The sequence below is a fragment of the Micromonospora sp. NPDC051006 genome (assembly GCF_044456245.1).
In the GTDB taxonomy this organism is placed as follows: domain Bacteria; phylum Actinomycetota; class Actinomycetes; order Mycobacteriales; family Micromonosporaceae; genus Micromonospora.
In genome coordinates this window covers 338,411-364,695 of record NZ_JBITFP010000001.1, presented here as the reverse complement: position 1 = coordinate 364,695, position 26,285 = coordinate 338,411, and the positions used below count along the sequence as shown (strand labels likewise).

At 73.9% G+C, this 26,285-nt stretch carries 19 protein-coding genes and 1 pseudogene; 11 read left to right on the top strand and 9 right to left on the bottom strand.

What is annotated here, in order from left to right; all coding sequences use genetic code 11:
- Positions 1-44: 44 nt before the first annotated feature.
- Together ACIBBA_RS01690 and ACIBBA_RS01685 are read right to left on the bottom strand one after the other, a co-directional pair.
- Positions 45-938 carry a DUF5667 domain-containing protein gene (locus tag ACIBBA_RS01690; RefSeq protein WP_396692755.1) on the bottom strand — a complete coding sequence of 298 codons (894 nt, stop codon included), beginning with the start codon at positions 936-938 and terminating at the stop codon, positions 45-47.
- Positions 939-1,224: 286 nt separating this feature from the next.
- A complete protein-coding gene (locus ACIBBA_RS01685) occupies positions 1,225-2,190 on the bottom strand; it encodes an ECF subfamily RNA polymerase sigma factor, BldN family (protein WP_396692753.1) in 966 nt (321 codons plus the stop codon).
- 580 nt (positions 2,191-2,770) lie between these two features.
- Between ACIBBA_RS01685 and ACIBBA_RS01680 the strand changes: the two genes are divergently transcribed.
- From ACIBBA_RS01680 to ACIBBA_RS01670, 3 genes are read left to right on the top strand one after another with little or no spacing between them, the layout of a single operon-like run.
- Positions 2,771-4,390 (top strand): AMP-binding protein, encoded by a 1,620-nt coding sequence (locus ACIBBA_RS01680; protein ID WP_396692751.1) that lies wholly within the window; start codon positions 2,771-2,773, stop codon positions 4,388-4,390.
- The gene (locus ACIBBA_RS01675; protein WP_350875680.1) at positions 4,380-4,634 is read left to right on the top strand and encodes a glutaredoxin family protein; all 255 of its coding nucleotides are present in this window, start codon (positions 4,380-4,382) and stop codon (positions 4,632-4,634) included. The genes ACIBBA_RS01680 and ACIBBA_RS01675 overlap by 11 nt, the downstream gene beginning before the upstream one ends.
- 22 nt (positions 4,635-4,656) lie before the next feature.
- Positions 4,657-5,307, top strand: a complete 651-nt coding sequence (locus ACIBBA_RS01670; RefSeq protein WP_396692749.1) for an HAD family hydrolase — start codon at positions 4,657-4,659, stop codon at positions 5,305-5,307.
- 7 nt (positions 5,308-5,314) lie between these two features.
- On the opposite strand, the gene ACIBBA_RS01665 is transcribed toward ACIBBA_RS01670, so the two are convergent.
- Positions 5,315-5,968 carry a response regulator transcription factor gene (locus ACIBBA_RS01665; protein ID WP_350875676.1) on the bottom strand — a complete coding sequence of 218 codons (654 nt, stop codon included), beginning with the start codon at positions 5,966-5,968 and terminating at the stop codon, positions 5,315-5,317.
- Positions 5,969-5,993: 25 nt separating this feature from the next.
- Positions 5,994-7,292: a sensor histidine kinase gene (locus ACIBBA_RS01660; protein WP_396692746.1), complete on the bottom strand. Its 1,299-nt coding sequence runs from the start codon at positions 7,290-7,292 to the stop codon at positions 5,994-5,996.
- A gap of 367 nt (positions 7,293-7,659) precedes the next feature.
- On the opposite strand from ACIBBA_RS01660, the gene ACIBBA_RS01655 reads away from it, so the two are divergent.
- From ACIBBA_RS01655 to ACIBBA_RS01630, 6 genes are all read left to right on the top strand, one after another.
- The gene (locus tag ACIBBA_RS01655) at positions 7,660-8,430 is read left to right on the top strand and encodes a redox-sensing transcriptional repressor Rex (protein WP_350875672.1); all 771 of its coding nucleotides are present in this window, start codon (positions 7,660-7,662) and stop codon (positions 8,428-8,430) included.
- Positions 8,427-9,770, top strand: coding sequence for a glutamyl-tRNA reductase (locus ACIBBA_RS01650; RefSeq protein WP_396692744.1), 1,344 nt, complete (start codon positions 8,427-8,429; stop codon positions 9,768-9,770). Before ACIBBA_RS01655 ends, ACIBBA_RS01650 begins: the two co-directional genes overlap by 4 nt.
- Positions 9,767-10,735 (top strand): hydroxymethylbilane synthase, encoded by a 969-nt coding sequence (hemC, locus tag ACIBBA_RS01645; RefSeq protein ID WP_396692742.1) that lies wholly within the window; start codon positions 9,767-9,769, stop codon positions 10,733-10,735. Before ACIBBA_RS01650 ends, hemC begins: the two co-directional genes overlap by 4 nt.
- Positions 10,732-12,312 carry a uroporphyrinogen-III synthase gene (locus tag ACIBBA_RS01640; RefSeq protein ID WP_396692740.1) on the top strand — a complete coding sequence of 527 codons (1,581 nt, stop codon included), beginning with the start codon at positions 10,732-10,734 and terminating at the stop codon, positions 12,310-12,312. Before hemC ends, ACIBBA_RS01640 begins: the two co-directional genes overlap by 4 nt.
- Positions 12,313-12,329: 17 nt before the next feature.
- Complete coding sequence (hemB, locus tag ACIBBA_RS01635; RefSeq protein ID WP_396692738.1) at positions 12,330-13,313, top strand: porphobilinogen synthase; 984 nt, start codon at positions 12,330-12,332, stop codon at positions 13,311-13,313.
- Between the two features lie 239 nt (positions 13,314-13,552).
- The gene (locus ACIBBA_RS01630) at positions 13,553-14,053 is read left to right on the top strand and encodes a multiprotein-bridging factor 1 family protein (RefSeq protein WP_396692736.1); all 501 of its coding nucleotides are present in this window, start codon (positions 13,553-13,555) and stop codon (positions 14,051-14,053) included.
- A 56-nt stretch (positions 14,054-14,109) separates the two neighbouring features.
- Here the strand turns inward: ACIBBA_RS01630 and ACIBBA_RS01625 are convergent, their stop codons facing one another.
- The 3 genes and pseudogenes from ACIBBA_RS01625 to ACIBBA_RS01615 all read right to left on the bottom strand — a co-directional run bounded on the left by ACIBBA_RS01625 (position 14,110) and on the right by ACIBBA_RS01615 (position 19,800).
- On the bottom strand, positions 14,110-17,385 hold the full coding sequence (locus tag ACIBBA_RS01625; RefSeq protein ID WP_396692734.1) for a lamin tail domain-containing protein: 3,276 nt from the start codon (positions 17,383-17,385) through the stop codon (positions 14,110-14,112).
- 96 nt (positions 17,386-17,481) lie between these two features.
- Positions 17,482-18,498, bottom strand: a complete 1,017-nt coding sequence (locus ACIBBA_RS01620) for a GNAT family N-acetyltransferase (protein ID WP_350875829.1) — start codon at positions 18,496-18,498, stop codon at positions 17,482-17,484.
- Positions 18,499-18,571: 73 nt separating this feature from the next.
- A pseudogene (locus ACIBBA_RS01615) lies at positions 18,572-19,800 on the bottom strand (lytic transglycosylase domain-containing protein).
- A 444-nt stretch (positions 19,801-20,244) separates the two neighbouring features.
- On the opposite strand from ACIBBA_RS01615, the gene ACIBBA_RS01610 reads away from it, so the two are divergent.
- Positions 20,245-20,466, top strand: coding sequence for a zinc ribbon domain-containing protein (locus ACIBBA_RS01610; protein WP_396692732.1), 222 nt, complete (start codon positions 20,245-20,247; stop codon positions 20,464-20,466).
- 294 nt (positions 20,467-20,760) lie between these two features.
- A complete protein-coding gene (locus tag ACIBBA_RS01605; protein WP_396692730.1) occupies positions 20,761-23,604 on the top strand; it encodes an ATP-binding protein in 2,844 nt (947 codons plus the stop codon).
- Positions 23,605-23,741: 137 nt separating this feature from the next.
- Here ACIBBA_RS01605 and ACIBBA_RS01600 read toward each other — a convergent pair whose 3' ends face one another.
- Both ACIBBA_RS01600 and ACIBBA_RS01595 read right to left on the bottom strand, forming a co-directional pair.
- Positions 23,742-24,281 (bottom strand): phospholipase, encoded by a 540-nt coding sequence (locus ACIBBA_RS01600; RefSeq protein WP_350875655.1) that lies wholly within the window; start codon positions 24,279-24,281, stop codon positions 23,742-23,744.
- Positions 24,282-24,467: 186 nt separating this feature from the next.
- Positions 24,468-26,120: a family 10 glycosylhydrolase gene (locus tag ACIBBA_RS01595; protein ID WP_396692728.1), complete on the bottom strand. Its 1,653-nt coding sequence runs from the start codon at positions 26,118-26,120 to the stop codon at positions 24,468-24,470.
- Positions 26,121-26,285: the final 165 nt, after the last annotated feature.

Below are 26,285 nucleotides of genomic sequence, written 5' to 3'. Positions count from 1 at the left end.
CCGCACCTCGCCGAGGGAGCGGGAAGTCCGGGCGAGCCGGCGGATCAGCGGTCGGCGGGGCAGCTGGCCGGGGCCGGACCCAGGGTGTCGCTGGCCACCGGCGCGGGGAGGCCGCAGCCGATGGCGGCGCGCAGCGCGTCGGAGCGTTCGCGGACCGCGTCGAGCAGGGTCAGCGAGCGGCGGGTGCGTTCCCGGTCGGCCCGGCCGGCGCCGTCGAGCAGATCGCTCACCGCACGGCGCTGCCCGGTGACGAAGGTGTTGACCGCGTCCAGGCCGGCCGCGTCGGAGCGCTGCACGGCCGTGGTGGTCAGCAGTCGTACGCCCTGGCGGGTGTCGGCGTCCATGTCGTCGAGCACGGCACTGAACCCGACCTGGTCGCCGCGCAGTTCGGCGGCCTCGCCGAGGCGGGTCCGGGCGAAGTCGAGGAAGAGCTGGCCGCGGCTGATGTCCGAGCTGGCCAGGGCGAGCTGGGCGCGCTCGGTGGAGCGCTTCATCCCGTAGAGGGCGTCGCCCGGCACCGCGTTCTCGCTGGCCGCGGAGATGCCGGAGACCGCGACGGCGCCGGCCGCGATGCCGACCAGGATGGCGCCCCGGGCCCGGGCCCGACGCGCGGTGACCGCGGGCAGCAACGAGCCACGGGTGCTCCCCGTGGTGCGCTTGCCGTCCGGGTCGGCCGCCGTGCTGGCCGCCGGTGTGCCGAGGCCCTCGCGCTCCGCGGTGGCCAGGAGCATCGCCCGTAGGCCGGTGCGGAACTCCGGGTCCACCTCGACGCTGGGGCGCTCGGCGCTGAGCCGCTGCCCGACCGCGACGAGCGGTGCGAGCTGGTCGTCGACCCGGGACCGGACATGATGCCGCCGGCCGCCGTTGGCCTCGTCGAGCAGCTGTGCGAAGCGCTCGGCGCGCCGGCGGGAGAAGAGGATGTTATCCACCGCGGGCACCTCCTCTCGCTGGTCACGGCCGGTCGGCCGCCGTCGTAGCCAGCGACCGGCGGCAACGTGACGCCGCGGGAGGCGAGGTCGCGGCGCGGGTGCGCCGTCGACCTCGGGAGCCCGGGGGGATGCCGGGGCAACCACCGGTCGCACCCGGAGAAACGGTTCGTGCCGGGCACGGGTTACGGGGCCGGCGGGGCGGAAATCACAGAAAGTGACCGGCGTCACCCCGCGTGACAGAGCCTGACCTGCGATTTCGCAGAATCGGGCCTCGTCACCGGTCCCGGCAACGGGACTACGGTTGGAAACCGTCAGGCAGGAGGCGGGCCAGCGCCCGGACCGCGCGGTACTGCAGCGCCTTGATCGCGCCCTCGTTCTTGCCCATCGCCCGCGCCGTCTCGGCGACCGAGAAGCCCTGCAGGAACCGGAGCACGATGCACTCCTGCTGTTCCGGGTTGAGCTGCTTGACGGCGGTGAGCAGGGCGACGTTGGTGATGTGCTCGACCACCGCGGCTTCCGGGCTGCCCTCCGGACCGCGATCCTCGCGGTCGGCGTCGAGCACGTCGCCGGTGGTCACCTCCAGCCGGTACCGGCCGGACTTGAAGTGGTCGGCGACCAGGTTGCGGGCGATGGTGACCAGCCAGGCCCCCAGGTCGCGGCCCTGCCAGGTGAAGCTGCCGATCCGCTTGAGCGCCCGCAGGAAGGTGTCGGAGGTCAGGTCCTCGGCCAGTTGCCGGTTGCCGACCCGGAAGTAGACGAACCGGAAGACGGTGTCGACATACCGGTCGTAGATCAGGCCGAACGCCTCGGCCTCGCCGGCCTGGGCACGTTCGACCAGCCCCCAGACCTCGGTCGCCGGGTCGGACGGGTCGGGGCGGCTCGGGTAGCCGGTGGTGCTGCCGGTCCCGGCGGGCGTGGCGGCCACCGGCGCGGCGGCGGCCGGCACTGCGGGCAGCACGGCGGTCTCGCTCGCGGACGGGTCGGTCACGGCTGGTGAGTCGCCGACCCGGCGACTCTGGGCCGGCATCGTCGGCCGAGCCGGCACCGCCACCCGTCCGCCGGTCGGCATCGCGTTCCCGCCGGGCACCGCGGGGCGGGCGGGCGGCTCGTTGTGGTGGGGCCGGCTGCGGAGGCGCTTGCCCGCGTCGCTCCGTACGGCGGTGCCGCCCGGGTCTTCCGGCGCCGGTCGTTCGTTGACCGTGGCGCGAACCGTCGGTCCGGTCAGGCCGAGCGGTCGTTCCGCGTAGCCGAAGGTGGTCACCGCGCCGCCTCCGTCCCGCTGGTCGCCGGCCGAGCCGGTCGACACGCCGCGCGGGCGGCCCGAGCGGCTGGGCCGCGGTCGGGCAGGGCGGTTCCGGGGTATGCCGACGGGCGGCATTTCCCCTTGAGGTGCTGGTCCAATGCGCTCACGGGCACGGGGGCCTCCTCGGGCTGAGGGGTGTCGACTCACGGCAAAATGGGGTGAGCCGACCCGAGTGATGATAGGGCCAACGTCACCCGCGCGTGGCAAGTCCGTTACACAGGGCGGAAGTATTTCCCGCTGTGTCGCACCGATGGCGGACCGGTTGTCCGTCGCGGGTGGTTGACTTTCGACGGTTCCGGTGGTCTGCAATGGAACGCCAGGTCAGTGCCGCGATGGCGGGTGTGGCCGGGGCGGCTCGGTCAGCTAGCCGACAGCACTGGAGAGGGCCGTCCCCCGGCGTGTCGCACGTCCCATCGATGAGACCTGATTGCACCACCGGCGGCACACCAATGTGTCCCGTGTACGGGACCCTTCCGCCGGACGACGGCCGACGGCGGGGCATGGCCGTCGGCCGTCCGCTGTGCCAGACTCAGCGACCGTGCAGGACGCAGCGAGCAGCCCCGCGCCGAACCTCGCCGACCGGGTACGCGCGGCGGCCGTCGCCCACGGCGACCGACCCGCGCTGCACTGGCGGGACCGCACGATCGACTGGTCCGAACTGGACGAAACGGTGACTGCGGTGGCGGCTGCCCTGGCCGCCGCCACGCCGGCCCCGGATGCCGCCGGCCATCCGGCGCGGGTGGCAATCGCCCTGCCCAACTCGCCCGACTTCGTGGTCAGCTACCTCGGCGCCCTGCGCGCCGGACTGATCGCGGTGCCCGTCAACCCCGGCTTCACCACCCCCGAGCTACGGCACGTGCTCGCCGACTCGGGCGCGTCGGTGCTGATCGCCACCGACCGGGTCCGTGACCTGGTCGCCGCGGTGGCCGCAGAGCTGCCCGCGCTCACCGCCGTACACGGCAGACCGCCGACCGTCGCGGTGCCCGACGCCGCCGGGTTCCCCGCCCGGGGCGGCGACGACCTGGCCGTACTGCTCTACACCTCGGGCACCGAGGGCCGGCCCAAGGGGGCGATGCTCTCGCACGCCGTGCTGCTGGCCAACCACGAGCAGATCGGCCGGATCGACCCGCCGGTGGTCGGGCCGGCCGACACCGTGCTGCTGGCGCTGCCGCTCTTTCACGCGTACGGGCTCAACTCGGGGCTCGGTGCGGTGGTCCACCATGGCGCGACCGGTGTGCTCGTGGACGACCTCGGCCCAGACGCCGGGCTCGCCGAGATCGCCCGGCACCGGGCGAGCGTGCTGGTCGGCGTACCGTCGATGGTGCTGGCCTGGTGCGCGGCGGACGCCGACGCGCTCGCCGCGGCGATGGCGTCGGTCCGGATGGTGGTCTGCGGCGCGGCGCCGCTGGAGCCCGCCGTCGCGGCCCGCTTCGCCGAGATCGCCGGCCGGCCGGTGCACGTCGGCTACGGCCTCACCGAGACCGCGCCGGTGCTCACCTCCACCCTGGTCGGTGGGGTGCCCAAGACCGGCTCGATCGGCCGGCCGCTGCCCGGCGTGGAACTGCGCCTGGTCGGGGCGGACGGCACGGACCTGTGGCGCGACGGCGCGGTGGAGCCCGACGACGACCCGGACGAGCTGGATCTCAGCGACGTCGCGCCGGGCACCGACCCGGGGCAGATCGTGGTCCGGGGCGCGAACCTGTTCGCCGGCTACTGGCCGGACGGCCGGGGCGGCCCGGACGCGGCCGGCTGGTGGGCGACCGGCGACGTGGCCTACGCCGACGACGACGGCGATCTCTTCCTGGTCGACCGGCTCGGCGAGTTGATCCTGGTCAACGGCTTCAACGTCTATCCGCACGAGGTGGAGCTGGCGCTCGGGGCGCACCCGGGGGTGGCCGAGTCGGCGGTACTGGGTGTGCCGCACCCGCGGACCGGCGAGACTGTCCGGGCGTACGTGGTGCGGACGCCCGGTGAGCCGGTGACCGCGGAGGACCTGCTCGCCCACTGCGCGCGGAACCTGGCCCGGTTCAAGTGCCCCACCGGCGTCGAGTTCGTCGACGCCCTGCCACACTCGGTGATCGGCAAGGTCCGCAAGACCCAGCTCCGCCCGGCGACCGCCCCGATCGACCCGCGCACGGAGGTACCCGATGTCCACTGACCCTCGGCTCACCCTCATCACCCGGCCCGGTTGCCACCTCTGCGACGAGGCGCGGGACGCGCTGGGGCGGGTGGTCGCGGTCACCGGCGACCAGTGGGTCGAGTGGGACGTCACCGACGACCTGGAGCTGGAGCGCGAGTACGGCGACCGGCTCCCGGTGGTGCTGCTGGACGGCAAGGAGCACGGCTACTGGCGGGTCGAGGAGGACCGGCTGCTGCGCGACCTGACCACGCCGCAGCTCTGAGCGGGGGCGATAAGGTGCGGCGATGACCCCTGTACGACCGCACCTGGTGTGGGACTGGAACGGCACGCTGCTCAACGACCTCAGCCTCGTGGTGGCCTCCACCAACGCCGTCTTCGCCACCGTCGGCGGCCCGACGGTCACCGCCGACGAGCACCGGGTGCGGTTCCGCCGGCCGGTCGCCGAGTACTACGCCGAGGTGCTCGGGCAGGCCGTCGACGACGAGCAGTTCGGCAAGCTGGACCGGATCTTCCACGACGCGTACCGCAGCGGGCTGACCACCTGCGAGCTGGCCGCCGACGCGCGCGACGCGATGGCGGCGTGGCCGGGGGAGCAGTCCCTGCTCTCCATGTGGTTCCACGAGGAGCTGGTGCCGACCGTGCACACCTACGGCCTCACCGGGCACTTCGTACGGGTGGACGGGCTGCGCGGCACGGTCGGCGGCGACCGGAAGGCGGAGTCCCTCCGGCTGCACCTCGCCGAGCTGGGCGTGGACGGCGGCTCGGTGGTGCTGATCGGCGACTCGATCGACGACGCCGACGCCGCCGCCGCGGTGGGCGGCCGGGCCGTGCTCTACACCGGCGGCTTCACCGACCCGACCCGGCTGCGCGCCTCCGGCCACCCGGTCGCCGACACCCTCACCGAGGCCGTCACCCTCGCCTGGACCCTCTTCTGAGCCGGGGTCAGTTGCGCAGGTAGGCGAGCACGGCGAGGACCCGGCGGTGCTGCTCGGTGTCGGGCGGCAGGTTGAGCTTGGTGAAGATGTTGCGGACGTGCTTCTCCACCGCGCCGTCGCTGACCACCAGGGTGCGTGCGATGGCCGTGTTGGAGCGCCCCTCGGCCATCAGGGCGAGCACCTCCCGCTCGCGCGGGGTCAGCTCGCGCAGCGGGTCGTCCCGGCGGCGTCGGGCGAAGAGCTGGCCGACCACCTCCGGGTCGAGCACGGTGCCCCCGGCGGCCACCCGGGCCAGCGCGTCGAGGAACTCGTCGATCGCCGCCACCCGGTCCTTGAGCAGGTAGCCGATCCCGCCGCCGGCGCCGCCGGTGGTGGCCAACAGGTCGTCGGCGTACGAGACCTCGACGTACTGGGAGAGGACCAGGATCGGGCTGCGCGGCACGAGGCGCCGGGCCTCCACCGCCGCCCGCAGCCCCTCGTCGGTGTGCGACGGCGGCATCCGCACGTCGACGATCGAGACGTCCGGCCGGTGGGCCACCACCGCCTCGACCAGCGCGTCGCCGTCCCCGACCACGGCCACCACCTGGTGCCCGTGTTCGGTCAGTAGCCGGACCAGCCCCTCCCGGAGCAGGACGGCGTCGTCCGCGATGACGATCTGCATGATGGTGTTGTCTACCACGTCGACCTCAGAGCGGGAGGTCGGCACGGATCTCGGTGGGCCCGCCGGGCGGGCTGACCACCGCCAGTTCGCCGCCGGCGGCCCGGACCCGGTCGGCGATGCCCACCAGCCCGTGTCCCTTCGCCAGGTGCGCGCCGCCCTGGCCGTCGTCGCCCACGCTCACCGCCAGTCGCCGCTCCGACTGGAGGACGCTGACCTGGCACGCGGTCGCCCGGCTGTGCTTCGCCACGTTGGTCAGCGCCTCGGCGACGACGAAGTAGGCGGTGCTCTCCACCGCCGCGTCGAGCCGGCCGTCCGGGGTGCCCAGCTCGGGGTCCACCCGCAGCTCGATCGGGATCAGCCCCCGCCCGGCCAGCGCGGCCAGGGCGCTGGGCAGGCCGCGGTCGACCAGGATCGGCGGGGCGATGCCGCGGGAGAGCGAGCGCAGCTCGGCCAGGGTGTCCCGGGTCTGGGTGACCGCCTCGTCCAGCGTCCGCCCGGCCGCCTCGGGGTCGGTGGCGAGCTGCTGGCGCGCCCGGCTGAGGTCCATCGCCAACCGGACCAGCCGCTGCTGCGGACCGTCGTGGATGTCCCGCTCGAGTCGGCGCAGCGCGGCCGCCTCGGCGGAGACCGCGGCCCGCTTCTGCTCCTCCAGCACGGTGATCCGGTTGCGCATCTCGGCCACCCCGGTCAGCATCGCCCGACCGAAGCTGGCCTGGAGCAGCGCGCAGCCCCGGGCCACGATCGGCAGGGTGATCAGGAAGAAGAGCCCGATGGCGGTGTTCAGGCCGACCCGGGCCAGGGCCGAGTCGCCCAGGCCGAGCAGCTGCGCCAAATCGCTGTCGTCGCCACCGCGCGGCAGCGCCCAGTCGTACGCCCAGTAGAGCGTGCCGGTGATCGCCCCCGCCCACCAGGACAGCGTCAGGACGAAGGTGACCACGGCCACGATCAGCCTGAGGACGCCGTGCGCCAGGTCGAGCCAGGACTGCGCGTCGCCCATCGGGATGAAGATCCGCCGCCAGGCGCTGGCCCCCGGCTCGGCCAGCCGGTAGCGCGGGCGGACCCGCGGCTGGCGCAGCACGGCCGGCAGCCGCAGCCGTTCGATGTCGGCGAAGCCCCGGGCGGCGTAGAGGGTGCCGCTGAGGATGGGCAGCCCGATCACCGTCACCACCAGCCCGACGCCGAGCGAGAGGCCGACCAGCAGGACGACGAAGCTGGTCAGCGCCAGGGGAAATCCGAGCAGCACGTAGCCGGAGTCGAGGAAGAGCTGGCGGGGGATGCTCGGCGCCAGGGTCGGGTGGCCGGCGGCGGCGGGAACGGCGGTCATGCCTCAAAGGCTAGGCAGCGGGGAACTGTCGCCCCATCCCGTCGGCCAGCCTCTCCGCCGTAGGGCTGGCCCTACCGCCGCCCGTACCCGTCTTGGCCACCGGCGCGGGATTGGTCAGAGAAGTCGGGATTGAGCAATAATTGCCGGGCGGCGCCGGCGAAGGCCGCCGGATCGATCTTGCGGAATGGAGGGCCAGGTGAAGCCGCGTCGCGAGCTGACAAGATCGCGATTTGTGCACGTCTTCACAAGCGCCTACTCTGTGATTCCGACGCGCCCTGCTAGCACAGCCGGCAATCTCGGTCGCCAGCGGGAGTCCCGAAGCGGCCGACCAGCGGAGTTGGCCGAGGATCGCACCGCACGGAGTCTCATGAGTCAGCATCGTCACCCTGGCGCGCCCGGCCGCGCCGGTGCCGTACCGGCGCTCCCGGACCTGCCCGAGGCGACCGTCGCGCGGCTCCCGGAATACCTGCGCGCGCTGCACAACGTCGCCGACAGCGGCCACGAGACGGTCTCCAGCGAGGGGCTGGCCAGCGCCGCCGGGGTCAACTCGGCCAAGCTGCGCAAGGACCTCTCCCACCTCGGCTCGTACGGCACCCGCGGGGTCGGCTACGACGTGGCGCTGCTGATCGAGCAGATCGAGTACGTGCTCGGGCTCACCCAGCGCCGGGCCGTAGCCCTGGTCGGCGTGGGTAATCTCGGTCACGCCCTGGCCGGCTACGACGGCTTCGCCAGCCGCGGATTCCGGATCGCCGCGCTCCTCGACGCCGATCCGGCCCGGGTCGGCGAGGAGATCAACGGCATGATCGTCCGGCACGTCGACGAGCTGCCCCAGGTCGTCGCCGAGGAGTCCATCGCCATCGGCGTGATCGCCACCCCGGCCGGCGCCGCCCAGGGGGTGGCCGACCAACTGGTCGCGGTCGGCGTGACCAGCATTCTGAACTTCGCGCCGTGCGTACTCTCGGTTCCGGAGGGGGTCGACGTGCGCAAGGTCGACCTCGCCATCGAGCTGCAGATCCTGTCCTTCCACGAGCACCGCAAGGCGTCGCTGACCGCGCTGCCCGCCACCGGCGGGTCCGCCCTCACCGCTCTGCCCGGTGGGCTCGCGGCCACCGACACCCAGGAGGCGATCGGCACGTGAAACTGCTCGTCGTCGGCGCGTCCTACCGCACCGCCCCGGTAGCCACGCTGGAGCAGCTGGCGGTGCCCACCGCCGAGCTCACCCGGACCCTGGACCGCCTGGTCGCCCAGCCCTACGTGAGCGAGGCCGTGCTCGTCTCCACCTGCAACCGGGTCGAGGTCTACGCCGCCGTGTCCGGTTTCCACGGCGGTCTCGGCGACGTCTGCGCCGTCCTGGCCGAGCAGGCCGGCTGCGCGCCGGCGGCGCTCGCCAACCACCTCTACGTGCACTACGACGCCGCGGCGGTGGACCACGTCTTCCGGGTCGCCACCGGTCTCGACTCGATGGTGGTCGGCGAGGCGCAGATCCTCGGCCAGCTCCGTGACGCGTACCACTGGGCCACCGGCGCCGACTCGGCCAGCCGGCTGCTGCACGAGCTGATGCAGCAGGCGCTGCGGGTCGGCAAGCGGGCGCACGCCGAGACCGGCATCGACCGCGCCGGCCAGAGCGTGGTCACCGCCGCGCTGGAGCTGGCCGCCGGTCACCTCGACGGCGACCTGACCGGCCGGCCCGCCCTGGTGATCGGGGCCGGCGCGATGGGCTCACTCGGAGTCGCGACGCTGTCCCGGCTCGGCGCCGGGCCGCTCACCGTGACCAACCGGGGGGCCGACCGGGCCGTCCGGCTGGCCGAGTCGTACGGGGCCAGCGCCGTCCCGATGGCCGAGCTGACCGCCGCGCTCTCCACAGTGGACATCGTAGTGGCCGCCACCGCCGCCACCGAACCGGTCCTCACCCGACCGGTGGTGGCCCGGGCGCTCGCCGACCGGGACCCGGCCCGAGGGCCGCTGGTCCTGCTCGACCTGGCCGTTCCGCGCGACGTCGAGCCCGGCGTGGCCGAGCTGCCCGGGGTCGAGGTGATCGACATCGACCGGATGGCCGCGCTGCTCGCCGACGGCCCCGCCGCCGACGACGCCGCCGCCGTCGAGCGGATCGTCACCACCGAGGTCGAGGCCTTCCTCACCTGGCTGCGCGGCGCCGACGTGGCGCCCACCGTGGCCGCCCTGCGCGGCCGCGCCGACGACGTGGTCACCGCCGAACTGCGCCGACTGGCCCAGCGGCGGCCCGACCTGAGCGACGACCAGCGGGCCGAGGTGGCCCGGACGGTGCACCGGGTGGTGCAGCGGCTGCTGCACCAGCCGACGGTGCGGGTCCGCCAGCTCGCCGCGGAGCCCGGCGGCGACCAGTACGCCGCCCTGCTGCGCGAGCTGTTCGACCTCCAGGTGCCGCAGACCTCCCCGGTCGACACCGTCCCCGAGGTCGTGGAGAGCGACCCCACCCCGTCCACCGGAGGTGAGCGATGACCGCCCCCCTGCGTCTCGGTACCCGAGGCAGCGCCCTGGCGATGGCCCAGTCCGGCCAGATCGCCGAGGCCCTCACCGCGGCCACCGGCCGTCCCGTCGAGCTGGTCGAGGTGGTCACCGCCGGCGACCGCTCCAACGCGCCGGTGCACCGGCTCGGGGTCGGCGTCTTCGTCTCCGCGCTGCGCGACGCGCTGACCGCCCGCACCATCGACCTCGCGGTGCACTCGTACAAGGACCTGCCCACGGCGACCGCCGCCGGGCTGCACATCGCGGCGGTGCCGCCCCGGGAGGATCCGCGCGACGCGCTGATCGCCCGGGACGGCCGTACCCTCGCCGAGCTGCCGCCCGGTGCGACGATCGGCACCGGCGCGCTGCGCCGCATCGCCCAGCTGCACGCGCTCGGGCTGCAGCTGGAGGTCACCCCGATCCGCGGCAACGTCGACACCCGCCTCGGTCGGGTACTCGGCCCGGACGCCGACCTCGACGCGGTCGTCCTGGCCCGGGCCGGGCTGGCCCGGCTCGGGCGGGCCGGCGAGATCACCGAGACGCTCGACCCGATGCTGATGCTGCCCGCGCCCGCTCAGGGTGCGCTGGCGGTGGAGTGCCGGATCGACGACCCGGACCTGGTCGAGCTGCTCGCAGTGCTCGACCACGCACCGTCCCGCGCCGCGGTCACCGCGGAGCGGGCGCTGCTGGCCACCCTGGAGGCCGGGTGCAGCGCACCCGTCGCCGCCTTTGCCGAGGTCGCCGAGGGCGACGCCGGTGATGAGATCTACCTGCGCGGGGCGGTGATCAGCCCGGACGGTTCCCGAGACCTCCGGCTGTCCCGCACCGGAACGCCCGCCGACGCGGCGGAGATCGGTAAGGCACTCGCCGCCGAACTCCTCGAACTCGGCGCCGACTCGATCCTCGGCCAAGAAGGACACGCCGGCCCGGGGACCCAGCAATTTGGGAGCACAGAATGACCCGCACCCGTAAGCCCGTAGGCCGTATCGCGTTCGTCGGGGCCGGCCCCGGCGACCCGGGCCTGCTGACCCGCCGGGCGCACGACGCCCTGGTCGACGCCGACCAGGTGGTGTACGACCGGGGAGTACCCGAGTCGTTGCTCGCCGCCGTGCGTGCCGAGGCCCGCGAGGATGCCGAGTTCACCCCGGCCGAAGGTGCGCCCGGGGACGTGGCGAAGGTGCTGATCTCCGCGGCCCGCGCCGGGCAGAACGCCGTGCACCTGGTTGCCGGGGACCCGTTCGGCCACGACTCGGTGGTCAAGGAGGTGCAGGCGGTGGCCCGCACCGCCGCCCACTTCGAGGTGGTGCCGGGCGTCGGCCAGGCCGAGGGCGTGGCCACCTACGCCGGCGTGCCGCTGCCGGGCGTACGGACCGCGGCCGACGTGGAGGACGTCAGCGCGTTGGACTTCGAGGCGCTGGCCGCGGCCGTCGGCCGGGGCTCGCTCGCGGTCGCGGTGGATGCCGGCGACCTCGCCGCCGTCAGGGACGGCCTGCTGGCCGCCGGGGTGGACGGCGCGACCTCGGTCGCGGTGACCGGGGACGGCACCGGCGAGACCCAGTACACCACCACCTCGACGGTGGACAGCTTCGTCGCCGCCGCGCTCGGCTTCACCGGCCGGGTGGTGCTCACCATCGGCGTCGGTGTCGGCCAGCGCGACAAGCTCAGCTGGTGGGAGAACCGGCCGCTGTACGGCTGGAAGGTGCTCGTGCCGCGGACCAAGGAGCAGGCCGGCGTGATGAGCGCCCGGCTGCGCGCGTACGGGGCCATCCCGTGCGAGGTGCCGACCATCGCGGTCGAGCCGCCGCGTACCCCGGCGCAGATGGAGCGAGCGGTCAAGGGCCTCGTCGACGGCCGGTACGCCTGGGTGATCTTCACCTCGGTGAACGCGGTCCGCGCGGTCTGGGAGAAGTTCGCCGAGCACGGTCTGGACGCCCGCCACTTCGGCGGTGTGAAGATCGCCTGCATCGGCGAGGCGACCGCCGACGCGGTCCGCGCGTTCGGCATCCAGCCGGAGCTGATCCCCGCCGGGGAGCAGTCCTCCGAGGGGCTGCTGGCGGAGTTCTCGCCGCACGACGAGATCCTCGACCCGGTGGGTCGGGTGCTGCTGCCGCGCGCCGACATCGCCACCGAGACGCTCGCCGCCGGGCTCACCGAGCGCGGCTGGGAGGTCGACGACGTGACCGCGTACCGGACCGTCCGGGCCGCGCCGCCGCCCGCCGAGATTCGCGACGCGATCAAGTCGGGCGGGTTCGACGCGGTGCTCTTCACCTCGTCCTCGACGGTCCGGAACCTGGTCGGCATCGCCGGGAAGCCGCACGCGCGTACCGTTGTCGCCGTCATCGGCCCGAAGACGGCGGAGACCGCGACGGAGTTCGGCCTGCGGGTCGACGTCCAGCCGCCGCACGCCTCGGTGCCCGATCTGGTGGAGGCGCTCGCCGCCTACGCCGTCGAGCTGCGCGAGAAGCTCGCCGCCATGCCGGCCAAGCAGCGCCGTGGCTCGAAGGTGCAGGGGCCGACCGCCCTGAGGTTCCGGTAGTCGTCAGGAGGCACTCCATGCCGTACCCCGAGATCCGCCCCCGCCGGCTGCGCCGTACCCCGGCGGTGCGGCGGCTGGTCTCCGAGACGCGCGTCGACCCGGCCGAGCTGGTCGTGCCGATGTTCGTCAAGGAGGGGCTGACCGAGCCCCGGGCGATCGCCTCGCTCCCGGGGGTGCTCCAGCACTCCCGGGACTCGCTGCGCAAGGCCGCGGTGGAGGCGGTGCAGGCCGGGGTCGGCGGGATCATGCTCTTCGGGGTGCCGTCCTCGCGGGACGCCACCGGCTCCGGCGGGATCGACCCGAACGGCATCCTCAACGTGGCCATCCGGGACGTCGTCGCCGAGGTCGGCGACGCCACCGTGGTGATGAGCGACCTCTGCCTGGACGAGTTCACCTCGCACGGGCACTGCGGCCTGCTCACCCCGAACGGCGAGGTGGACAACGACGCGACCCTGGCGGCGTACGCCGAGATGGCGGTGGCCCAGGCCGACGCCGGGGTCGGGATGGTCGGGCCGTCCGGGATGATGGACGGCCAGGTCGGGGTGGTCCGCCGGGCGCTCGACGCGGCCGGTCACCAGGACGTCGGCGTGCTGGCCTACGCGGTCAAGTACGCCTCGGCGTTCTACGGCCCGTTCCGGGACGCCGTGGAGTCCGCGCTGGAGGGGGACCGCCGCACCTACCAGCAGGACCCGGCCAACCTGCGGGAGTCGCTCCGCGAGGTCGCGCTCGACGTCGCCGAGGGCGCCGACGTGGTGATGGTCAAGCCGGCCCTGCCGTACCTCGACGTGGTCGCCGCGGTCCGCGCGGCCGTGGACATACCGGTCGCCGCCTACCAGGTCTCCGGGGAGTACGCGATGGTCGAGGCGGCCGCCGCGAACGGCTGGATCGACCGGGAGCGGGTGATGCTGGAGACGCTGACCTCGATCCGGCGTGCCGGTGCCCAGATCATCCTCACCTACTGGGCCGTCGAGGCCGCGCAGCTCCTCCGCCAGCGCTACTGACCGCGCCTCGGGCTTCCGCGCCCCGGCGGACGGGCCTGCGTCGCGTCCTTTGCTCTGCTTCACCCCCGGCAACACTCAGCACCGATGATCTGTTGCCTCGGCTGAAGCAGAGCAAAGGACCCGCTTGGGTACCTCCCGCGTCGGCGGCGTCCACCGCCGGCGATCGTCCCCGCCGGTTCTGGCCACAGGTCTGTCCACAGGGGTTGCCCGGGTGGTCGCCAGCCCGGGAGGGTCGGGCCATGGCTTCCGCACTCGACCCTGTGCCCACCGGGCCGACCGTCGGCCCGTTCCCCATCTCCGGCCTGGTCCGCCGGGCCCGGCGGATCACCGGGCTCGGTCAGCGGCAGATGGCCCGGTTCGCCAAGGTCGCGCCGTCGACCGTGGGCAAGGTCGAGGCCGGGACGATGACGCCGAGCCTCGCCGTCCTGGAACGGCTGCTGGGTGCCGCCGGGCTCTATCTCGCCGTGGTCGACCAGGACGGCCGGGTCATCCAACCGATGGCCGACTGGGAGGGGATCCGCGACGGAGTAGGCCGGCGCTACCCGTCCCATCTGAACACGATCCTCGACCCCGAGCCGGGCGAGTGGTGGGCCGGCATCTACGGACTGGCCCGCCCGCCGGAGACCTTCCACCGCTGCCAGTACGACCGCGAGGTGCGGCGCCGCCGCAGCCAGTGGGAGGTACGGGTGGCCAAGTACCGCAACGTTCCGCCGCCGCCCGATCCGCGCGGCTATGACTGACGGCCCCGCCAACCCGCGGTGGCGGGGTGACGGGGCCGTCGGCGACCGGTTCGGGGTCAGTCGTCGTTGCTGATGGTGCCCACCGCGAGCGGGTCGGCCAGCTGGAGGCCGGGCACGCCGGCGACCAGCAGGGTCAGCTTCTCGTCGGCCTCGCGTCGGCGGTCACCGTTGACGGTCACCGGGAACGCCACCGACGTCCGGCCGGCGGGCAGCACCTTGCAGCCCACGTACGGGTCGTAGTCCGAGCCGGCCTGCGCCGTGGTGCCGTAGGTGGCGGCGCAGAGCAGCACCGGCTGCGACAGCGGTCGGGAGACCGTGGCGGTGAAGGTGAGCTGCCGGGTGCCCTTGTCACCCTCGGCCACCGTGACGTCGGCGACGCTCAGCGCCGCGCGGGAGCTGAACCGGGCCACCTGCGGGTCGTGGTCGCTGGACCCGCGGGAACCGTCACCGGCGTGTTCGGCCGGCCAGTCGGCGTTGATGTGCGCCGCCCGCACCTGCACCAGGTCCCGGTGCATCGCGTCGTTGACGAAGAGGTGGTCGAGCGTCTGCGCGTGCCCCTCGAAGCTGTACGAGTAGGCCGACGCCGGCACCTCGGCGACCAGGTCGTCCCAGAGGTTGTGCAGCCCGGCCGCGTAGAGCGGAGCCAACTGGTCGGACGGGGTGGGCTGGGCGGCGGTGGCGATCGGGTCGTCGGGGCGGGGGAAGACGTTCAGGTCCCCGCCGTAGACCACCCGCGCGTTCGGGTCGGCGGCCTCGATCGCGGTCACGATCGCGGCCCCGTACGCGGCCTGCTCCCGGCGCTGCCCCACCCGGCTGTCCGGGCCGGACGAGTAGTGGTTGCTGACCGCCCAGAGGGTGTAGCGCTCGGCCGAGCCAGGCGCGGCGGCCACGCTGAACCTGCCGACCTGCGGAGCCCGGGTGAAAACGTTGTCACCGTCGCGCCCGGTCGACGTGTCCACGTCGGACGGGAGCAGGGCGTTGAGCGCCTTCGGGTTCTGCACGTCCGCGTTCGCCGGCAACCCGGCCGCCCGGTACTGCACGGTCGGCGCCGAGCCGAGCACCGGGTCACCGGCGGTCGCCTCGGCGAGCCGCACCCGGTCGGTGCGGTACAGGAACGCCGCCGTGATGCCGCGGGCGTCCGCACCGGTGCGGTCGTACGCGGCGGCGTACGCCGGGCCGCCGGCCGCCGCCACGGCGAGCGCCAACTCCTGGATGGTGTCCGGCGCGCCGTCGGCGTTGTCGGTGCTGCCGCAGCTCAGGGCCGCGCCGGTGACCGTGCAGATGTCCTGGTCCTCGGCCTCCTGCACCAGGATCAGATCCGGGGCGTGCAAATCGTTGACGATCTGGTCGGCGAGTGAGGTGAGCTGCTCCCGGTAGTCGGACTCGCTGGCCGGCACGTAGTCGAACGGCGGGCTGACCCCGGGGCAGCCGGAGTTGCCGGTGAAGTCGCAGCCGTCGAAGGGGTCGTCGCGGTAGTCGTAGAGGTTCTCCACGTTGTAGGTCGCGACGGCGACCTCCTCGGACCGGTCGGCCGGCTTCGGCGGGTTGTTCTTCGACGGGTCCGCGCCGGCCGCGAACTCGGCCCGCTCGACCTGCACGCCGTACTTCTCGAACGAGTAGTACAGGCCGCCGACGGCGTCCTGCCCGAGCGTGTCGAAGGTGTGCGCCGGCGGGAGGAGCGTGGTGCTGTCCCCGCTGGTGCCCTTCACGCCCATGCTGCCCAGCATGATCCGCTGCCCGTTGCCGTCGTCAAAGCGCCGGGTCGGGTCGTTGTCCAGCGGGTGCGAGTCCCGGAAGACCCGGCGGGCGTACGGGTCGGCGCGGTCCAGCAGCGGATCGTCCCGGTCGACCACCCAGATCTCCGCGTCGGCGGTGGAGGCGAAGACGTCCCGCCCGCTCACCGCGCCGCTCCCGGCCCGGACCCGCAGCCGGGCTCCCTCGTGCCGCTCCCAGAAGCGGGCGGCGTCGGCGAGTTCGGTCGGCGGCACCGCGTCGGTCACCTCGACGGCGGTGTCGACATCCAGGCCCGAGTCCAGCTTGCGGACCAGCGAGGCGCCGGAGAGCTGCGTCATGGTGAAGTACTCCGACACCCGGGCCCGGAGCACCACCTCGTCGCCGACCGTCGGCACATAGCCGCCGATCAACGAGGTGAAGGCACCCATGAAGACGAAGATGCCGTCCGAGCTGGTCGGGTCACCGTCGGTGGCGTCCCGGCGGCTCTGCAGGAAGAAGCCGCGCTGCTCCGCCCCGGCCGAGGTCCGGGCCAGGGTGAGCTGGGTGATCACGCCGCGGACGTCGTAGAGGTTGCTGCTGGTGCCGTTGCCGCTGGCCGGCGCGAGCGGCGAACGGTCGGCCGGGCCGGACTCGCCGTCGGTGGTCGGGCCCTGCACCTCGCCGACCGTCAGCTCCCGGGTCACCTGCACCGACAGGGTGCAGGTCGCGGTGCCGCCGCCGGCGTCGGTGCTGGTCAGCGTGACGGTGTACGCCCCGGCGGCCAGGTCGGCGCTGGTGCTCACCGTGGCCCGGGCGGTGCCGCCCACCCCGTCGGCCGGGGTGAGGGCGGTGCGGCTGATCGAGCCGGTGCTCGGCGTCGGGCTGACCGCGCTGACCGCCAGGTCGACGATCGTGTCGTCCGGGTCGGTCGCGGTGACCTCCCGGCTCGCCGCGGTGCCGGCCGGGGTGACCAGGGCGGCTCCGCAGTTGAGCGTGGCCGGCGCGTCGACCGGGCCGCCGCCGTCGACGGTGTGCGCGCCGAGACCGTCGAAGGTGTCGGTCGCGAAGCCGGCCCACTGACCGGCCGGGTCGAACGCGTCGGACGGGTCGGTGTCGCCGGTGGTCACCGTGCCGAGCCGGCGCAGGGTGTTGTCCGCGGTGCTGGTGACGCCGCTGCCCCACTCGGTGCCCGGGTCGACGCCGACCTGGCCGAGCGAGTCCAGCACGGTCCCGCCGCGGCGCAGCACGATCGCGTCGTCGCCGTTGAAGAGACTGGCGCCGGTGGTCTGGTCGGCCTGGGCGAGGATCGCCGGCCCGGCCGAGGTGGCGGCGAAGACGAACACGTCGCCGGCGGCCACCGTGCCGGTCAGCGCGAGGTTGGTGGCCGTGGTGGAGCCGTTGAAGTAGAGCTGGAGCTGGTAGCCCCCGGCGGCCAGGTCGATAGCGCTTCCGGTGCCGTTGAACAGCTCGATCGCCTTGTTGTTCGACGAGCCTTCGACGTACTCGGAAATGAACAGGTCGGTGGGCGCGGCGCTGGCCGCGGTTGGTGCGACGCCGATGGCCGTGGTGGTGACGGCGGCGGCGGTCGCGAGCGCGGCGAGAGTGCGGCGCGGGCGCATGAAGCCTCCACGATGGGTGGACGGTGAACTAACGCACGTTAAGGGCACACAGTGGCCAGCGTCCATCCCCCGCGGGACCGTTTCGTGAACAGCTGGTCAGCGTGGCGGATCGAGGCGGTGCACCAGCTCGGCCACGTCCACGCTGTATTCGCACCAGTCGCGGTCGGGCCGGTAGCCCAGCTCGGCGTTGACCTTCAACATCGCCTCGTTGGCCTGGGCGTTCCAGGTCTGCACCTCGGCCAGCTGGGGCTCGGCCGAGCGCAGCTCCAGCAGCATCCGCGCCTTGATCGCCCGGTCGATGCCGTAGCCCCGGTGATCCTGCACGACGATCGTGTCGTACTGGTCGGCCCGGGTCGGGTGCTGCGCCGGCACCACCACCTCGGTCAGGCCGGCCACCTCACCGGACTGCTCGTGCTGGGCGAGCACGATGTAGGGCTTCATGCCCCGCCGGTGCAGGCAGTCCAGGCTGTCCCGCAGTCGCTGCGGGTCGTAGGAGCTGGGCCGCAGCTCGCCGTCGTCGACGTCGCGCACCTCGGACTTGGCCCGGGCGTAGGCCTCGATCAACTCGTCCGGTGGCCCGCCCGGGTGGAACTCCACGTGGTAGCCCGCGCCGACGCCGGTGGACATCTCGGCGAGCTCGGTGAAGTCGACCGCGGCGAGGTCGAGCACGCTGCGGGTCTCGACGTATTCCCGGGTGAAGCCGAGCGACTCGTAGAACGCGACCGCCGGGGTGTCGCCGACGACCTCGACGCCGATCGAGGAGAAGCCCTCCTGGTAGACCCGGCGGGCGGCGACTCGGACCAGGTCACGGCCGAGGCCGGTGCGTCGGGCGGAGGGGTGCACCAGCACCTCCAGCACGCCGATGTCGCCGAGGAGCAGCACGTGCACCTGGCCGAGGATGGCACCCGGTGCCCCGTTGGCGGCCGGCTCCTCCTGCCCGACCCAGGAGATCCGGCGCTCGCCCGGCATCACCTCGGTGAGGTATTCCCGCAGGGAACTCTCCTGCCACGGCGGATCCTGTGGCAGATCGGCCGCGAGAACCGCGTTGAGCGTCTCCAGCAGCGACGAGATCTCGGCGGACGACGCGGTCCTGGGGTCCCACTCGCGCACCATCACCTGTCTAGCTTGCCGCTAACCGCAGCCCGGGGGAAGTGTCCAGCTCTCCAAATGTATGCGGACGATCACTTCACGTACGGCTCGTCTGTCCGTACCGGTTGGCGGTGTTGTAGACGTCCTGGGCGTAACGGCGCACATCGTTGTACGACAGGATCGCGTTCCACCAGTCGCCGGGGATGCTCAGGTTGCGGCCGTTCTTGCAGAGGTAGTTGCCGGCGGCCAGCGCTGCGTCGTCCAGGTCGTGCGGGTCCTTGCGGCCGTCGTTGTCGGCATCCGCGCCGATCTCCTGCCAGGTGGTGGGGATGAACTGCATCGGCCCGATCGCCCGGTCGAAGGTGGTGTCGCGGTCGAGCTGCCCACGGTCGGTGTCGACGATCCGCATCCGGCCGTCGCGCCCGTCCAGGGGAAGCCCGATGATCTCCGGCGTGGCCCGCCCGTCCTGACCCAGCTGGGCGCCGTTGGCCTGGCCGTGCGAGGACTCGACGAACCCGATGGCGGCCAGCGTGGTCCAGCTCAGCGCGCAGCTGCGGTTGGTCTGGGCGAGCACCAGCTCGGCATAGCCGTACGCCTGCATGGCGACCGGTGAGATGCCGACCTTCGGGCCGACCTGCTGGGCCCAGGCGGCCAGCGCGTCGGCCGGCCGGCCACCCACCCCGATCACCGGCCCGGTGGGCGGCACCACGCCGGTGGGCAGGGGCGTCGTGGGCAGCACCCCGCCCGGCAGGCCGGACGGCACCGCGGTCGGTGCCACCCCGGCCGGCGGAACGGTCGGCCCGGTGGTGCCGTCGACCGCGACCGGACGAGGAGCTCGGACCGCCGCGGGGACCAGCAGAGCGCCGGCCGCCGCGGTCGCCGCGACCAGTACCAGCAGGAACAGCCCGGGCAGGGTGAGTCGTCCGCTGGGCCGCCGGGACCAGGCCCGGGTCGCCCGGGCCGCGCTCACCGCCGCCCGGCGCGGGCCCAGCCGTACGGCGTGCGCGAACGGCACCCGGTGCCGGCGGGTACGCCCGGCGGGACCGTCCACGGTGGCCTTCCCGGTGGCCGGCTCTGCCGTCGCCCCGTCCGGGGCGGCCTTCGGGCTCGTGCCGGCCGGGTCGGCGTCGGCCTTCGGTGCGGCGGTCGTGCCGGCGTCGGTCTTGGCGTCGGTGCTGCCCGCCCCGGCTTCCGTCTTCGGGTCGGTGGTCGCCGCGTCGGGCGCGGTCTTCGAACTGCCCGAGGTGGTCTTCGGGTCGCCGGCGCTCGCGCTGGCCTCGGCCCTCGGATCGGTGGTGGCCGCGCCGGCCTCGGTCTTCGACTCACCGGTGGCCGCGCCGGCTTCGGTTGCCGCCTCGGCCGCCGGGTCCGCTTCGGCCGTCGGCCCGGTCGTCGGAGCCGCCTCGGTCGCTGGCTCCCCGGCGCCGGGCTCGGTCGAGCTTGCCGCGCTCTCCGCCGTCGGCTGGTCGGTCGCGCCGCCCGTGCCCTCGGCGGCGCCGGCTGTCGCCGAGCCGGTCGTCGCGGCACCGGCCGAAGCGTCGCTGGACGCGCTCTCCGGCTCGGTCGCGGAGTTGGCGCGCAGCCAGGGTCGGCGGGGCCGGGGCACCTGCCGCGGCCCCGGTTCCGGCGCCGCGCCGGACTCGGCGAGCGGCCCGTCGAGCGGCGCCGCCGGTCGTAGGGGCCGAAAGGTCGATCTGTCCTCGCCGTCCGCCACCCGTCGAGTATCACCCATGCCCCGCCGAACGTCAGGCCCGGACGTACCCTGATGCCATGCCCCGGTACGAGTTCCGCTGCCGCGCCTGCGGCGACACCTTCGAGGTCAACCGCCCGATGGCGCAGGCCGGTGAGCCGGCTGCCTGCCCGCAGGGCCACGGCGACACGGTCAAGCTCCTCTCCACCGTCGCGGTCACCGGCCGGGGCGGAACCGGCGCGGCCACCGGCGCCCCGGCTCCCACCGGTGGCGGCTGCTGCGGTGGCGGCTGCGGCTGCTGACCCTCCGCACCCCGGCGTCGGGTCCACCGCGGCCGGCGCCGCACCCGGTCAGTCCGGTCATTCCCCGCGGACCCACCAAGGTCGACGGACAACCCGCCAGGATCGACGGACGGCCCGCGAGATCGACGGACAACCCGTCAGGTTCGTCGCGCAACCCGCCGAGCGGCGGGCCGGCCTTGCCCCAGGCGAGGCCGAGTGGCACTTTGAGTCCGAGCCTGGCCGGCCGTTCTCACGATGTGTGATCGCTCCGCTTCAGGCAGCATGAACCCGACGTCACGGGCGGAGGTTCGACGCATGGCGGCACGAATCCAGCTCCCGACCGGGTGGGTGACCTTCGTGTTCACCGACATCGAGGGCTCGACCCGGCTGGCCCAACTACTCGGTCCGGAGTACCGCCCGGTGTTGCGGGAGCATCGCCGGCTGCTGCGCCGGACGCTGGCCGGCACGGGCGGCGCGGAGCTGCTGACCGAGGGCGACTCGTTCTTCCTGGCCTTCGCCGACGCCGCCGAGGCGGTGACCGCCTGTCTGACCGCGCAGCGGGCGCTGGCCAGCCACGACTGGCCCACTCCGGACTCCGCGCCCCGGGTGCGGATGGGCCTGCACACCGGTTACGCCGAGCCGCGCGACGGCGAGTACGCCAGCGCCGAGGTGCACCGGGCGGCCCGGATCGCCGCCGCCGCACACGGTGGTCAGGTGCTCTGTTCGGCGTCCACCGCCCGGCGGGCCGAGCCGCTCCCGGCCGGCGCCTCCCTGCTCGACCTGGGGCTGCACCGGCTGCGCGGATTCGACGACCGGGAACGTCTCTTCCAGCTGGTCGCGCCGGGCCTGGAACGGCAGTTCCCGCGCCCGCGTACCGCCGACGCCGTGGCGCACAACCTGCCCACCCAGGTCACCTCGTTCGTCGGCAGGCAGGCCGAGCGGGCCGAGCTGAACCGGCTGGTGGCGGAGCACCGGCTGGTCACGGTGCTCGGCGCGGGTGGCGCCGGTAAGACCCGGCTCGCGGTGGAGCTGGCCTGCGGCGAGGTCGAGGCGTACCCGGACGGGGTCTGGTTCGTGGACATCGCCGCGGTCACCGACCCGGGGCTGGTGGCGTTCGAGATCGCCGCCGTGCTCGGCCTGCGTCCGGAGCCGGGCCGGCCGATGGTGGACACCCTGGTCGAGTACGCGGCGGGCCGCCAGATGCTGGTCCTGCTGGACACCTGCGACGCGCAGCCGGCCGCGTCGGCCGAGGTGATCTCCCGGCTCCTCGCCGGCGGGCGCGGGGTGCGGGTGCTGGCCACCAGCCGGGAGTCCTTCGGCCTGCCCGGCGAGGTGGTGTGGCGGATCCCGCCCCTCTCGGTCGAGCCCCCGGCCGACGGGGTGGAGAGCGACGCGGTGGCGCTGCTGCTGGATCGGACGGCGGCGGCCCGTGGCGGGCGGCAGCCGGACCCGGCCGAGTCGGCCGACCTGCGCCGGGTGGTGCAGCGCCTCGACGGGTTGCCGCTCGCCATCGAGCTGGCCGCCGCCCGGCTGCGGGTGCTCTCGGTGGGTCAGCTCGCCGAGCGCCTCGACGACATGCTCGGCACCCTGGACGCCGGCCGGGAGGATCCGGAACCGCCGCCGGTGGACCGGGGCTGGATGGGCAACCAGCAGGACACCGTGGACCTGGTGGCCGCGGCGGCGGGTGCCGCTCCGCCGACGCCGGCCAGCCGGGCCGTGCAGCGCTCCGCCACCGAGCGGCACCTCACCATGCAGGCCACCGTCACCTGGTCGTACCGGACCCTCGGGCCGCGGGCCGCCCGGCTGCTGCGCTGGCTGTCCGTCTTCGCCGGGCCGGTGGACCTGGCGACGGTCGAGTGGCTGCTCGGCGACGACCCGCTCGACCCGCTGTCGGTGCTGGTGGACAAGTCGATGGTGCTGGCGGAGCCGCACGCCGCGGGGAGCACCTACCGGATGCTCGACCCGATCCGGGCGTACGCGGCGCGTCGACTCGCCGAGGCGGGCGAGGAGCAGACCGCCCGGAACCGGCATGTGGCCTGGTCCGCGCACGCGCTGGAGCGGGCGCACCTGGGCCCGGACGGCCGGCCGGTCACCCTCTCGCTCTACGCCCTCGACCCCCTCGCCGGGGAGCTGCGGGCCGCGCTGCGCTGGTGCGCCACCGGTGGCAGCGCCGCCGCGGGTCTGCGGCTCGCCGGTGGCCTCGACCAGTGGTGGCGCGAGCGCGGGCTGGCCCGGGAGGGGCGGCTCTGGCTGTTCCGGCTCTACGGGCGGATCGCCGAGACCGGCGAGCGGATCCCGGAGGCCGAGCTGGCCGCGGCGTACCACATGCACTCGTTGCACGCCGGCGCGGACGGTGAGTTCGCCGAGGAGCTGCGCTACTCGCAGCGGGCCGAGGCGGCGGCCCGACAGGCCGGCGACTCGGGCCTGCTGGCCCGGGTGCTGGCCGGGCGGGCCGCGCCGCTGGTCGACTTGGGACAGTTCGCCGAGGCCGAGCGGGTCTGCCGGGAGGTCATCGACTGGGCGCAGAGTCAGGACGTGCTCGGCGACGCGCTGCTCGCCGTGCACAGCCTCGCCGAGCTGCTGTGGCGGCGCGGCGCGCTCGACGAGGCGGCGGAGCTGCTCGGGGCGGCCCGGCCGGTCGAGGCGGCCCGTCCGGTCGAGCGGGGCCGGCGCTCGGTCGACATGCTGCTCGGCATGGTCGCCCTGGGCCGCGGCGACCTGGTCGCGGCGCACGAGCACCTGCTGGTGGCGCTCCGGTCGCGGATGAGCCACGGCTTCCACGGCCGGGCCTGCGACACGTTGAACGCGATCGCGGTGCGCTGCGCGGCCGGGGGCGACCCGCTCACCGCCGCCCGGCTCTTCGGCGCCGCGCAGGAGACCCGAGCCAACCTGCGGTCCACCCCGGGCATCTACGACGGCTACTGGGCCGACCGGCAGGCCGAGCTGCGCCGGTCGCTGGGCGACGTCGCCTTCGACGACGCCTACGGTGAGGGCGTCGAGCTGGGTCTGGAGGAGGCCGCCGCGCTGGCGCTGGACGTGGAGCATCCGGACCTGGCGGCCGACTCGACGCGGTTCCGCACCACGCGGGCCCGTCCGGCGCCCCGGCAGGCCGCGCCGGAGCCGGAGCGCCGCCCGGCCGGCCAGACCGAACGCGCCTGAGCCGTCGGTCGTGCCCCTTGGCTCTGCTTCCCTCCCGGCAACAGGAGCGTGAGGGTGGTCGGCCCGGCGCCGGCCCGGACGGCCGCGGCGGAGGGCCCGCGCCGCCGATTCTCCAGCGACGCGGGCCCCCACCCGGGTCAGACCCGCAGGCCGGCGCGACGCTCGGCGTCGGCCTTCATCTTGGCGGCGCGCTCGATGTCGGCCGGGTCGACCGCGGCGACCGAGCCGAAGATGCTGACGGCCTGGTAGTAGGTCCAGGCCAGGCTGTAGCAGGCCGGCCGGACGATGGTGCTGTACGTGGCGCAGACCCGCTTGAGGTCCTCGTAGAAGGCGCTGTCCAGGCGGGACTTGTTGGCCGAGAACTGGCCCATCGCCTTGTAATTGCGGTAACCGAAGTCGTGCCGGTAGCAGGACATGTTGAAGGTGAACCCGAGCGGGTTGTCCGGGCTCGACGAGCAGTAGTCGGTCGACCAGTCGAAGGCGTACTCGGACCAGGCGGCCTTGTTGAGCCGGGCGGAGTTCCAGGAGCTGTAGCTGCTGGCGCTGGTCTGGGTGAAGCTGGACAGGACCGAGAGCTTCTGGGCCGGGGTGACGGCGGCGGCGGGGGAGGCGAGTCCGAGGGCGACGAGCAGCGCGAGTGCGCCCGAGGCGAGGAGGGTGGCGAGGCGTCTGGGCACGTGTACCTCCGCGGGGGTGTGCGGGTGGGACGGGGGTTACCGGTGGGTATCACCGGTGCCGATCAGTCTCGATCAATAGATGGGCACGGATCTGTGGTCCGGGCCAACTATTGGTGACATGCGCCCAAACAGACGAATGCCCCCGGGGCGGCGCTTGGCCGTCGCCCCAGGGGCATCCGTCGGTGCTCAGCCGACGAATCGCGGCGGGCTGAGCGGGCTCTCGTTGGCGAGCCGGTCGAGCGCGGTCAGCCGGTAGGTGTAGCGCTTGCCCGGCACCGCGGTGGTGTCCACCCAGGACTGCACCGCACCGGACGTGGCCCGGACGGTGTCCACCAGGTGCGCGGCGTCCGCGGTGCCGCAGGCGCCGCCGAGCGTCGTGCCGTCGAACCGGTAGATCGCGTATCCGGTGGCGTCACCGAACGGTCCCACCCCGTCGGCAGGCTGTCGCCAACTCAGCCGCACCCCGTCGGCCTGTCGGGTGGCCTGGGTGACCACCGGGAAGAGCAGCGGCTTCGCCGGCAGGTGCGACATGGTCGGCACCAGCGCGGGGCGGGAGTAGTGCTCGGCGGCGTAGATGTCCGTGGCGCCGAGCCGGTTGGCCCGCACCTGGACGGCCGAGAAGTGCACGTTGCCCTGGACCTCCGGGTACGACCGGTTCAGGGTGAGGTGGTCGGAGAGTTCGCGCGGGTTCATCCAGAAGCTGCCGTACGCCGGGTCGCCGCTCTTGTAGTCGGCCTGCCCGATGTAGAGCTGCACCCGGGTGCCCCGGACGGTCTCCGCCCACCATGGCACCAGCCGCGCGTAGTCGGCCGCCGGGTACTGCCCGATGTACCAGTAGAGCTGCGGGACGATGTAGTCGACCCACTCCTGCTTGACCCAGGTGCGGGTGTCGGCGGAGATGATGTCGTACGACTGGCTGCCGGTGGTGTCCGAGCCCAGCGGGTCGGCGCTGGCGTTGCGCCAGATGCCGAACGGGCTGACCCCGAACTTTACCCACGGCTTGACCGCCTTGATCTTGGCGTTCATCTCCTGGATCAGCAGGTTGATGTTGTCCCGCCGCCAGTCGGCCTTGTTGGTGAACCCCCGGTTGTACGCCGCGAAGGTGGCGTCGTCCGGCACCTGGTGGGTGCCGCTCGGGTACGGGTAGAAGTAGTCGTCGAAGTGGACGCCGTCGATGTCGTACCGGCTGACCGCGTCCATCATCGCGGTCTGCACGAACTCGCGGACCTTGGGAACGCCGGGGTTGTAGTAGAGCCGGCTGCCGGCCACGCCGGCCGGCGGGTAGGCGAAGGTCCACTCGGGGTGCTGCCGGGCGGGGTGGCCGGGGGCGAGCTGGGCGAGGTCGGCGCCGGCGCCGCCGGGTGCCGGCATGGAGACCCGGTACGGGTTGAACCAGGCGTGGAACTCGAGGTTGCGCTTGTGCGACTCCTCGACCAGGAAGGCCAGCGGGTCCCAGCCCGGGTCCTTGCCACGGACCCCGGTCAGGTACTCCGACCAGGGCTCGTGGGCCGAGGGCCAGAACGCGTCGGCGGTCGGGCGGACCTGCACGACGACCGCGTTGTGGTTGAGGCGCTCGGCGAGGTCGAGCCAGCCCAGATACTCGGCCTTCTGCTGGGCGACCTGGTCGGGGGCGGTCTGCGAGGCCTTGCTGGGCCAGTCGATGTTGGTCACCGACGCGATCCACAGCGCGCGGAACTGCCGCTTCGGGGTGGCCGGGTCGGTGGTGCAGGTGGTGGTGGCGGCCGCCGGGTCGGGTGCGGCGGTGGCTGACGGGGCGGCGGCGAGCGCGCCGAGCAGAGTTGCGGCCAGTCCGGCGGCCGCGAGCCGAGATGCCTTCATGCGGTGTCCCTTCGTTGGGGCTCCGGTCGGGTGGCGGCCCGCCTCGGCAAGATTCGCCGCTGCCTATCTGCCGCTAGAAGGAAATTTTCACACCGGGCGCGCTCCGCGCAAGACCCGGTGACCGGTTGGCGCAGAAACTGGCGGTTGGCGCCGAGGCGTACTGGG